The sequence below is a fragment of the Ornithinimicrobium sp. genome (genome assembly GCF_035267225.1).
In the GTDB taxonomy this organism is placed as follows: Bacteria; Actinomycetota; Actinomycetes; order Actinomycetales; family Dermatophilaceae; genus Ornithinicoccus.
Map to the genome: position 1 here is coordinate 1 of NZ_DATFMA010000066.1, position 10,706 is coordinate 10,706.

General features: G+C 67.9%; 9 protein-coding genes and 1 pseudogene. 5 read left to right on the top strand and 5 right to left on the bottom strand.

The window, feature by feature from the left end:
• From VJ976_RS05545 to VJ976_RS05560, 4 genes and pseudogenes are all read right to left on the bottom strand, one after another.
• Window positions 1–379, bottom strand: a pseudogene (locus VJ976_RS05545) (hypothetical protein); the annotation flags it as partial.
• A 237-nt stretch (window positions 380–616) separates the two neighbouring features.
• Window positions 617–1,615 (bottom strand): endonuclease/exonuclease/phosphatase family protein, encoded by a 999-nt coding sequence (locus tag VJ976_RS05550; protein ID WP_324099117.1) that lies wholly within the window; start codon window positions 1,613–1,615, stop codon window positions 617–619.
• Between the two features lie 202 nt (window positions 1,616–1,817).
• Window positions 1,818–2,954, bottom strand: a complete 1,137-nt coding sequence (locus VJ976_RS05555; protein WP_324099118.1) for a serine hydrolase domain-containing protein — start codon at window positions 2,952–2,954, stop codon at window positions 1,818–1,820.
• Window positions 2,955–3,027: 73 nt separating this feature from the next.
• Entirely contained in the window at window positions 3,028–3,555 is a 528-nt protein-coding gene (locus tag VJ976_RS05560; RefSeq protein ID WP_324099119.1) for a hypothetical protein, read from the bottom strand.
• Window positions 3,556–3,694: 139 nt separating this feature from the next.
• Between VJ976_RS05560 and VJ976_RS05565 the strand changes: the two genes are divergently transcribed.
• Window positions 3,695–4,663 carry a DUF2157 domain-containing protein gene (locus VJ976_RS05565; protein WP_324099120.1) on the top strand — a complete coding sequence of 323 codons (969 nt, stop codon included), beginning with the start codon at window positions 3,695–3,697 and terminating at the stop codon, window positions 4,661–4,663.
• A 77-nt stretch (window positions 4,664–4,740) separates the two neighbouring features.
• Entirely contained in the window at window positions 4,741–5,490 is a 750-nt protein-coding gene (locus tag VJ976_RS05570; protein WP_324099121.1) for an LLM class flavin-dependent oxidoreductase, read from the top strand.
• A 149-nt stretch (window positions 5,491–5,639) separates the two neighbouring features.
• On the opposite strand, the gene VJ976_RS05575 is transcribed toward VJ976_RS05570, so the two are convergent.
• A complete protein-coding gene (locus VJ976_RS05575) occupies window positions 5,640–6,875 on the bottom strand; it encodes a TerC family protein (RefSeq protein WP_324099122.1) in 1,236 nt (411 codons plus the stop codon).
• 986 nt (window positions 6,876–7,861) lie between these two features.
• On the opposite strand from VJ976_RS05575, the gene VJ976_RS05580 reads away from it, so the two are divergent.
• From VJ976_RS05580 to VJ976_RS05590, 3 genes are all read left to right on the top strand, one after another.
• Complete coding sequence (locus VJ976_RS05580) at window positions 7,862–9,322, top strand: hypothetical protein (protein WP_324099123.1); 1,461 nt, start codon at window positions 7,862–7,864, stop codon at window positions 9,320–9,322.
• A gap of 240 nt (window positions 9,323–9,562) precedes the next feature.
• Window positions 9,563–10,183, top strand: coding sequence for a class I SAM-dependent methyltransferase (locus tag VJ976_RS05585; RefSeq protein ID WP_324099124.1), 621 nt, complete (start codon window positions 9,563–9,565; stop codon window positions 10,181–10,183).
• A 55-nt stretch (window positions 10,184–10,238) separates the two neighbouring features.
• On the top strand, window positions 10,239–10,706 hold a 468-nt coding region (locus VJ976_RS05590), incomplete at its 3' end, for an SDR family oxidoreductase (protein WP_324099126.1).

Consider the following 10,706-nt stretch of genomic DNA (forward strand, 5'->3'; position numbering starts at 1 on the left):
GCGGGGAGTTCTCGTCACCCGACAGCGTCGCTGCCTGGGTCGTCAGGCTCTCGGCGGACACGTCATAGAACCGGTGCACCCAGATCGACGCCTGGGGCACGCTGCCCGGCTCGGCCTCGGCCAGGTAACGCTCCTGGCTGCCGTGCACCAGCAGTTGGTACCCCTGATGCGGCGCCTCGTCCTCGCGGCGGCCACCGTCGATCATCAATCGCAGCAACGGGCTCTCGAACTGGTAGAAGCTCGGCCGGCCCGAGACCCCCACCCGCACGTGCACCGAGCCCTCGTTGAAGCCGTAGAACGGGTCCTCCACCGCCTTCTCGATACCCCGGTCCCCACCGGCATAACCTCGGACGTACACGACGGGCAGATTCGACACCACGAACCCCTCTCCTTCACGCCGCTGGTCTTCGCAGCCGGCTGAGCCTGGCGCACGTCACTTGCCTTCCTAGGACAGTGCCGGGTAGCTGGCCACGCTGCCACCGGCCAGAGCGCACTTGAGTAGCCTCGCAGCCCACGTGAGTACCCTGCCTCGTTCTTCGTCGGTGGCAAGGAGCGAAGCGTCGCCGAGGACCCCACCACCTGGTCTCGGTCCACTCTCTGAGCGGGTGAGGGTTCTTCACGTCGAGACGTTGAACTCGAGCCACAGAGGGTAGTGGTCACTGATGCGCCAGGACATCTGAGCTTTGGTCAGTCCGAGGGCCGTCAGGACATGCGGGACGAAGTCGATATTGCCACCGACCTCATCGAAGGTGAGCCCGTCCAGTCTGGACTCGGTCTTCCCGTCGGCTCCGGTCGGGCTGAACCACGAGATCTGGTCGTAGTAGTGCCGGTTGCGATTGTTGTCGAAAATGGTCCGTCTCACATCGTGGAGCACGGCGGGTGGGTACAGGCCGGTGCTGAAGAACTCCTGCCACAGCGGGTCCTCGTGCCGGTCGATGTTGAAGTCGCCGAGGACCAGCAAGTTGTGGTTCCACTCCTGGGGGCGGTCGGCCCATGCGCGCATCCACTGGGCGAAGGCGGCCAGTTCGGGCAAGCGCTCCGCGGGCGCCTTTCCCCAGAGCACGTGCACAGTAGTGAGGATGAACTCCACGTTGTTGCGCACGAAACCGGCGGCGTACGGCGTCCGGGCAAACTGTCGCACTGGTGAGCCCTTCATGGAAGGAAGGACGATCTCTCCTACCAAGCCCGACGGTTGAACGCGTGTCGAGTCGTAGACGTAGGCGAGGCGTTCGCTATTTCCTTTGTCCCCTTCGGTGACGTCGGAGATGATGATGCGGTACTTCGGGCCGAGCAGGGAGAGGATGGCCAGCATAGCGCTGGTGTCGCGCCGGGTTTCCTGAACGGCAGTGACGTCGAAGCGGGAAAACACTTCCGCGATGCAAGCCATGGAGCGCCAGTCACGTTTGGGGCTGTCTTTGCTGCGCGCCGTCCACCGTTGGGTGTAGCCGCCGAGAGCTCGCACGTTCCAGGTACCGATGAGCAGGTTGGTGCTGTTCTTCGCCGGAACGACCCGGTCCAGCTCGGCTCGCAGGCCGACCAGTTCTTCGCCGACTGCGGATGGCATTTCTGAGGGCGGATTTCGGGCCAAGAGTCGTGTCGAGGTGGGCAGCGGCATTGGACCAGAATTGCAGAAGGGATCCCGCCCGTGAAGACGTCGCGCCGAGGCCTCCTCAGGGAAAACGAGATCTCTCGTGATAGTTCGATCAAGAGGGAACCAGGTAGTACCTGCACGCAGAAACCCGCTGAGCGGCGATGATCGTGCCGGCAGCCTGGTAAGGCCTCAGTCAAACGACTGTGGCCGCGCGCCTAGCGCCCTCCTAGCCGGTGGTCTCGACGAAGAGCGCCGGTGCCGACGACACGAGATCGCCCCCGGCCGACTCGGAGTTGGTCAACAGCACCAGCGCGACCTGCCGGTCAGGAACCACCATGAGCAGGCTGAGGAACCCGTCGTAGCTGCCGTCGTGTGACAGGTAGTCCACCCCGTCCACCGAGCCGGTTTCCCACCCCATGGCGTAGCCGTCGATCTCGGGCGCCCACATGGTGGCGATCGCCTCCGGCGAAACGATCTGGGTGCCGTCGGGCGTCTGACCCCCATGGAGCAGAACGGCGAGGAACCTGGCCATGTCGTCGGCCGACGACTTCAGCGACCCCGCGGGGGCCAGCAGATCCAGGTCGGTGTCCTCGCTCGCGAGCTCGACGGGCTCGTCGCCGTCCATCTCGTAGGACCGGGCCAGGTCACCGGTAGCCCGCGCCTGCGAGGCGAGCATCGCGGAGTCGGTCATCTGCAGCGGGTCGAGCACTCGCTCCCGTATCTGGTCGAGGTATGCCTGGTGCAGGTCGACGGCGTCCGGGTCCCCCGCGGCTGCTGCGGCATACCCCGCCACGGCGGTGGAGACGTTGCTGTACTCGAACACCTCGCCCGGCGGGCCCAGCGGCTCGGCGGAGCTGAACGCCGAGAAGACAGCGTCGTCGATCGAAGGCTGCCGCCGCACCGCCTCCGGCAGTGCGTCCTCCGCCGCCGCGGGGAGCCCGCTGGTCATGGTGAGCAGGTGACGCATCGTGATGTCGGGGTCGAGATCGGCCTCGACCAGATCCGCCACCGAGTCGTCCCAGTCGAGCACACCGTCGTCGACCAGGGTGGCGACGAGCAGGGCGGTGACCGCCTTGTGCGTTGAGCCGATGTGGAAGAGCGTGTCCGTGGTGACGGGCTCGCCCGCGTCGATGTCGGCCTCGCCCACTGCCGCTGAGTCGATGGTGCCATCCGGGTTCACCACCGCGACCGCGAAGCCGGGCAGGCCATCCTGCTCGGCGATCGTGGTGAGCTCGGCGGTGAGTGTGCTCCGGGGAGCCTGACCCTCGCCGGAGCCGTCGTGGTCGTCTGGTTCTTCGCTCTGACAGGCAGCGCTCGCGGCGAGCACAGCCGCCAGCAGGAGACCGACATTGCGCTTGCTCACGCCCTCACCCCTCCCCGCGCAGCCCTGGCCGGTGACCAGCCTAGGAGCAGACCGAGGTGCCCGCGGGCGACGGTCAGCCTCGCAGCTCGTCTCGGCGCCTGACGGCCCGCTTGGCGACGGACGGGCGCGGGTCGTGCTGCAGTCGCTCCAGCTCAGGCACGAGCCAGGTGGCGAGGTCGGCATCGCCCTCCGCCCAGCCGACGAGGATGTCCATGGTCACGTTCAGCACGATCCAGTCCGAGGAGGTCGTGAGGTTCCGCTGCAGCAGCTCGGTGGACCGTTGCACCTGGTCATCGGAGAGGCCACCGCGTAGGTGCTGCAGCATCTGCGCGACGTGCCACTGCACGGAGGGCTGCTCGATCTGACCGAGGTCGCCCAGCAGTCGCTCGACGTCGGGCACGAACCAGTCGGGCTGCTCGCGGCAGACCTTCTCCAGCGCGTCGCCCACCCGGAGGCGCACGACCGGGTCGGGGTCATCGATGCCCGCGAACAGCTCCGGTAGCCGCGCGGGCTCGGCCAGCACGAGCTCAACCACCTCACCGGTCCTGCCCAGCGAGTTCGGGTGGCCTCCGCGCAGCATGTCGACGAACGGCTCGGTCATCCCTGCAGCATGGCACCGGCCGACCTCGCCCGGCGTTGTTCGCCTGGTCATGCCGGGGAGAGCCTCGTTCACCGCTGTCCGCAGGGCGGATAATCGGGGACAGGCGACGGTCGTGTGGAGCGGTCAGAGGGGAGCGGTGGTGGAGGACAGGGTCGAGGAGGCCGTGGCCCGGTGGCATCGTGCCGGGCTCATCGACGAGCGCACCGTCGCGGCCATCCACCAGTTCGAGGGCGAGAGGGCGCCGGCCGATGCGGCGGCGGCGGGTCGCGCGGACGGGGCGGGCGGTCGCGGCGGGCTGGTCGCCGAGGGGCTGGCCTACCTCGGTGCGGCGCTCGCCTTCGGTGCGGGGTTCGCGCTCTTCTCCGAGCTGTGGTTCGAGCTCGGTGGTATCGCCAGGACGCTCACGGCTGCGGGCGGCACGCTCGCGGTGGGGGGTGGCGCAGCGGCGCTCGCCCGGTCGGAGAGCCCACCGGTGGCACGGCTGCGCTCGCTGCTCGCGGCCTTGGCGGTCGTCGGCGTCGCGCTGACGGTGGGGGTCGGGCTGACCGAGCTCACGTCGATCGGCCAGGAGTCGACCACCATGCTCGCCGGCGCGGCCGCCCTCGTCGTCGTGGTCCCGATCCATCTCGGTCGTCCCAGCTGGCCCACCGCGCTCGCCGCGGTGGCAGCGCTGGTGACCACAGTGCTCGCCGCCGAGGCGGCTGCAGGCTGGGCCGACGACGAGGTGACGGCGGGCTGGACGCTGGCGGGGATCGGCCTGGTCTGGACGGTGCTGGGGTGGGCAGGAGTGGCACGACCGCGCGCTGCGTTCGAGATCCCGGGGCTGCTCATCCTCGGTGCGGGCATCCAGACGCTGGCGTTCGCGGCCTTGCCCGTCGCGGCGCCCCTCGTGGGGCTGGGCATCGCGGGCATGGTGCTGGCGGTCGGAATCGTGCAGGGCCGCACGTCCCCCGCGGTCCTCGGCGGCATCGGTATCGCCGTGTTCGCGCCGCAGCTGGTGCTCGAGCTCTTCGGCGACACCGTCGGCGGCCCCTTGGCCCTCTTCGTCGGCAGCCTTGCACTGGTCGTGGCCGCCGTCGTCGTGCTGCGTCAGCGCAGCGCTCGCTGACCCGGCGGTTCGCTGGCGTCCGTGCTGGAGCTCCGCCGCTCGCGGGTGCACCTCACGGGGTGGCAGCATGAGGCCACATGGTCGACGTCGGCGTCATCGTCAGGCCGCAGCTGCCACCGGAGGTGTTGCGCGCCGCGGTGACCGAAGCCGAGTACGCCGGGGTCTCCCAGCTGTGGCTGTGGGAGGACTGCTTCGCCGAGGGCGGCGTGAGCGCGGCGGCGGCCGCGCTCGCCTGGTCCCGTGACCTCACGGTCGGGATCGGTCTGCTCCCCGTCCCGCTGCGCAACCCCGCGCTCACGGCGATGGAGGTCGCCACGCTCGCCCGGATGTTCCCCGGCCGGGTCACCGTCACCCTGGGCCACGGGGTCCGGCCCTGGATGGAGCAGGTCGGCGAGGGAGTCGACTCCCCCATGACGTTGCTGAGGGAGCACGCCGCAGCCGTGGCCGCCTTGCTGCGCGGTGAGGAGGTCACCGTCCGGGGCCGGTACGTGCAGCTGGACCACGTCCGGTTGGACTGGCCGCCCGTGTCCCCGCCGCTGCTCCTGATCGGCGCGCGCGGACCCAAGACCATCGCTCTCGCCGCCGAGCTCACCGACGGTGTCCTGCTGGACCAGCTCACCGACCCCGAGCCGGTCCGGGCCGCCCGGGTCACCGTCGGTGACGCCCACGTCGCGCTCTACACGCCGTTCCGGCCCGAGGAGTCTGCGCAGGACCTCTTCGACCGCATCCGGGCGCTCGAGGAGGCCGGCGCAGACACCGTCGTGGTGCACGGCACGGACGACCAGCCCGACCACGGCCGCATCCTGAGCGCGCTCGCCGACCGCTGACCAGGCGGTCCGCCGCGGCCGAGGCCGGGCACCCTGGGTCAGCGGCGAGACGATCACTGCTCCGACCAGACCCCCATCTCGTTGCCGCTGGGATCGGCGAAGTGGAAGCGCCGACACCGATGTGCCGATCGGGCCGGGTCGGCAGGTGGTCAGGGCCGCGGGGGCAGGAGCTGGGTGCCTTCGTCGGGTTTGGCTTCGCCGCGGTCGACGGCGTCAGCGTGACTGGCTTCCGCGCGGCGCAGCAGCTCCGTCAGCTCCTCCTCGTCGCGTGCCTTCTGGCGGTACTTCGGCCCCAGCGCGACGATCTGGTCGCGCTCGGCGAGCAGCAGGCGGTAGATCCGCTCCCGCTCGGCGGGGTCCTTGGTGTACTCGGAGTCGAGGTAGGCGGTGGCATGGCGGCGGGCGTTGCCGATCGCGGTGCGCGCCTTGCCGGCCGGGCTGTACAGGGAGGCGAGCACGGTGACGAGAAGCACGCCGAGGATGACGCTCAGAGAGACACCGGTGCTGATCTCCGTCACCGGGACCGGCTCGCCGTCGTTGATGAAGACGACGTTGTTCTCGTGCAGGGCGTGCAGGATCAGCTTCACGCCGATGAAGGCGAGGATGATCGCCAGGCCGTAGGAGAGGAAGATGAGCCGGTCCAGCAGGCCCTCGATGAGGAAGTACAGCTGGCGCAGGCCGAGCAGCGAGAACGCGACGGCGGTGAAGACCAGGTAGGTGTTCTGCGTCAGCCCGAAGATGGCGGGGATCGAGTCGAAGGCGAACAGGATGTCGGTGCCACCGATGGCCACCATGACCAGCAGCATCGGGGTCATGGCCCGCTTGCCGTTGTGCACGGTGAAGAGCCGGTCGCCGTCGTAGTAGTCAGTGGTGTGGATGACCTTGCGCGAGATCCGCACCACGATGTTGTCGGCGGTCTCGGACTCCTCGTCCTCGGACTTGAGCATGTTGCCGGCGGTCAGGATCAGGATGAGCCCGAACAGGTAGAACACCCACGCGAAGGAGTTGATGAGGGCGGCGCCAAGGAGGATGAAGCCGGTGCGCGCCACCAGAGCGAAGGCGATGCCGAACAGCAGCACCTTCTGCTGGTCCTCCCGGGGGACCCGGAAGCTGGCCATGATGATGAGGAAGACGAACAGGTTGTCGACCGAGAGCGCCTTCTCCGTGACGTAGCCGGCGAAGTACTCGGCCCCGGGCGTGGCCCCGCCGAAGACCAGCACGCCGAGGCCGAACAGCAGCGCGATGCCCACGTACAGCGACGACCAGATCGCTGCCTCGCGCAGCGTGGGCACGTGGGCTTTGCGCACGTGGAAGTAGAAGTCGAAGAGCAGAAGCCCGACGATGCCGGCAATGGTGAGACCCCAGACGAGGGGGGAGACATCCACGGGTCAGTCCTGACTGCAGGGGGACGGGGAGGGTCTGAGAGTACTGCCGTTGCACAGCGCGGCACGGCCGGCGACCGCAGAGAGAGAGGTGGCGAACTCATCGTGCGGCAGCCAGGGCAGGTCGCCCATCGGTACCTCCGTGTGCCCGGCGGTCGCCGAGCGATCGGAGGTCTCCCCCACCACTCGGAATCCCAGGCGACCGAGGCGCTGAGTCCGAGGTGGCCGATGCGCCGAGTCGGGCACAGCCGACCGAGATGACGACGCATCGAGAGCGAGGTACTCCCCTCGCCCCCATCATCAACAACGCTGCGCCGATCGTCAACGCGCCGCCAGGTGGACCGAGGCGTGAAGCGTCTCTACGTGCCCCAGACCCTGCCCGACGAGGTCGTCGACGTGCTCAGCGAGAAGGTAGGCGCGATGAGCGTGGGTGACTCGGTGGACACAAATGGAGCGGAATCGGGTCGGCGAACGGGCCCTGGGGTCTTGCGGGTCTCACCGATCTCCAGGTCGTTCATCAGGCGCGGTGAACCTCACGCGACCGCCCGAGGTCATCAGCACGAGAACGGCCCTGAATCAAGGCACGAGGGGCTGTGGAGTCTCGCAGTCAATCGGTGTGTCACTAGGACCTTCATCCTCGATGCGCGACCCGCCGACATAGGCGATAGCCCGTGCAGCCCGCCTTGGACGAAGGGCCTCTGGAGATGGTTCGGGCGCTGGCTTGGGGAGCCGGTTGAGGCGCGGTTTGGGGCGCCGGCAGGCCCTTCTGTGGGTGTCCCTTGCCTTCCGTGCGGCTGCGAGCGACGCTCGTGCTTCGACTGATCGTCGCGGGCGGAGCGACCTCACATCGCGCAATGACGCCGGCTCAGACTCGGACGAGCGGTGGTCTCGGAGCTTCGTCTCGTCACGACTTGAGTAGTCGCCATACGGCCTTTGAGTAACTGGGCAAGAGATCCCGACATGCGGGCATAGGCATACACTTGCCAGGCATGGTGGGCGAATCCAGCCAGGGCCATGCCGATGATTTGGTTGACCACGATGCGGCCATGACAGCAAAGCTCATGGATGCCTATACATCATTGCCGAAGCTAGCACCCGCGACCGGTCAGCGACCCTTGGAGTTGGCCGTGCGGCACTCCGGCCAAGTGGTGGTGGACGAGTGCCGGGATGTCCTGCGCACCGTAGCCTCAGTGGGCGGTGCGCTGCAGGTGTTCGTCGCGCCTGAGTCCGGATGGGGGAACTACGGATTGGCGGGCCTGCCTGCCAGCGCTGCAATGAAGGTGGTCTCAACAATGGCTAGCCAGTATCTGCAGACATCGACAAGCATGGGTTTGGAGGCGTGGATCGACTTTGTCGACTCATGCTCAGATCAGTTCGACGCCTTCATCGCTCACCTGGAGGAGACCACAGCGACCCCTGAGACGAACCTCGATGCCGGAGGGTTTGGGACCCCGACGGCCGCCCGCGTCCGAGAGCTGACCTCATTGCGAGTCGAGACTTCCTCCTGGAAGGCGGTGCTCGACACCGTGGAGCACCTAGGCGCTGTTGTCGAGGCTGTGCGGGTCGCAGCTTCAGACGTACCCGACGTAGGCACCGCGGATGGTGACCCTGACTTAGGGATGGCCGCACCTGTCATTCCCCCCGCCCCCCGCGAGCGCACCGACGTCTTCATCGACGATTCTGGAGTAGTTGATCACCACACCGCCGATGATCCACCCGCAGCAATGGCCCGCTTCAGCCCCAAAGCGGAGGCCCCGCTACGCAGCATGAGGAGTCGCGTTGTTGCACAAGGCAAAGACTTCATCAGTGAAGCCAAGCAGGGCGTGAGCGGCATCAGCGAACGCATCCGCCCGACCGCCGGTGGGTTGGTCGGTTGGGCAACTCGACCACTGATGGAGCTGACCGATCAGGTCGCCTCTTTACCCACTCACGTAGATGAGCTCCGTGAAGCGGTCAGCCTGCTTGAAGTGCTTCTGGACCTGCACATCTCGACTTTGCTCGTTGAGCTTGAGGAGATGTCAGAGTCAGACGCCGTTCTCGTCCAGCTCCGTGTTGCCGCATCAGTGTGGCTGCCGCGACTCATCGACGCGGTCAACGAGATCAGGGCCACGCTGGTCGACATCCGGCTTCGCATGCAACGAGTCGAGGAGCTGCACCGCAACGGTAAGGTCGCGGACCGAGCAAAGACACTCCTCTTGAACGAGTACCGAGGGAGTCTAGCCACGGCGCAGGAGCACGCCGATCAGCTGGAGCTAGCCGCCGCGACGTGGCGCGAGCATGGCGATGACGTCGTCCATATATGCCAGGAGTGGGCGGCCGGAGAGGTGGATCTGTTGCGGGCGCGCGCGTACGCCGAAGGCGAGTCAGCCGATAACGCCCAAAGGTTGGCCTTGTTGATGCGAGAGATGTCACGGCTATCGGTCTCCCGAGACGCTCTACAACGACTGTAGGACGACAAGAGCAAGCCGAAGCCACCGCTTTTGACCCCACTCGACAGCACGCCCCTCGCCCTCACCCCCGTCAACGTTCTGTATGAGCGCCCGATCCCGGCCCGCCGCTCCAGCGAGTCCACCGGCGCTCGTCACCCAGCTGATGCAGCTCGACACGGTTGAGGTTGTCCGCCTCAGGTTCAATCCTTGAAGGAGCAGGTCGATGGATCGCCGGAAGTTGCGCTGAGGCAGGATGCAGCGATGGCATCACAGGACTGGCCACCCGGCTTCTTCTACCGACAGGACGAGAGCGACGACGCCGACTTCTACGGCCCTCCGCGGCTGGTCACCCACATCGACGACAGTGCGATCGCGGCGGTGACCGAGCTGTACGACGAGCTGGGGGTGCCCGAGGGCAGGGTCCTGGACCTGATGTCGTCGTGGGTGTCGCACCTGCCGCGCAAGCCGGCCGGGGGTCTGGTCGTCCTGGGGATGAACGAGGTCGAGCTGCGGGCGAACCCCCTGGCCGACCGGGTCGTCCTGCAGGATCTCAACGTCGAGACGCGCCTACCGTTCGACGATGCCTCGTTCGATGCGGTGGTCTGCTGCGTGTCGATCGACTACCTGGTGCGTCCGGTCGCGGTGCTGCGCGAGGTGGCGCGGGTGCTGGCCCCCGGGGGTGTCGTGGCGATCACCTTCAGCAACCGCTGCTTCCCCACCAAGGCAGTGCGCGGGTGGCTCGCGACCGACGAGCGGGGGCGGGTGGCGATCGTCCGGGCCTACCTGGAGCAGGCAGGCTTCGAGCGTGTGGAGACCGCGTTGCGGACCGCTCCTCGACCGGGCCGCGACCCCCTGTATGCCGCGTGGGCCCGGTCAGCCTGACGCGGCCCACGGCACCGCCGCGCGTCATGGGGCGCCGTTGGCTAGCCTCGTCGGCATGACGCTCATGCAGCCCCGTGACCTCACTGGAACCGTCGTCGCCGTGACCGGAGCCTCCTCCGGCATCGGCCGTGCCACCACCGAAGCCTTGGTCGCGGCAGGCGCGAACGTGGTCGTGGGCGCGCGGCGTCTCGAGCGGCTCACCGAGCTCGCCGAGGAGCTGGGCACCGACCGGGTCGTGCCGGTCGAGATGGACGTGCGGAACCCGGACGACAACGCCCGCTTGGTGCAGGCGGCGTTGGACACGTGGGGCCGGCTGGACACGGTGGTGGCGAACACCGGCATCGGGTTCTACGGCTCGGTCATGGACGGTAGCGACGACGAGATCCGCACCATGGTCGACACCAACTTCACCGGCACCGTCATCACGGTGCGTGCCGACCTGCCGCCGATGATCGAGGCCGGCGCTGGCGACGTCGTCATCGTCGCGTCGGCGGCCAGCTTCAGCGGTGGGCCGGACAAGGCG

What these genes read in the sequence shown, in the direction of transcription:
- VJ976_RS05585 (WP_324099124.1), top strand. Translation starts at nt 9,563, where the DNA reads ATGGCATCACAGGACTGGCCACCCGGCTTCTTCTACCGACAGGACGAG.
- VJ976_RS05570 (WP_324099121.1), top strand. Translation starts at nt 4,741, where the DNA reads ATGGTCGACGTCGGCGTCATCGTCAGGCCGCAGCTGCCACCGGAGGTG.
- VJ976_RS05580 (WP_324099123.1), top strand. Translation starts at nt 7,862, where the DNA reads ATGGTGGGCGAATCCAGCCAGGGCCATGCCGATGATTTGGTTGACCAC.
- VJ976_RS05550 (WP_324099117.1), bottom strand. Translation starts at nt 1,615, where the DNA reads ATGCCGCTGCCCACCTCGACACGACTCTTGGCCCGAAATCCGCCCTCA.
- VJ976_RS05560 (WP_324099119.1), bottom strand. Translation starts at nt 3,555, where the DNA reads ATGACCGAGCCGTTCGTCGACATGCTGCGCGGAGGCCACCCGAACTCG.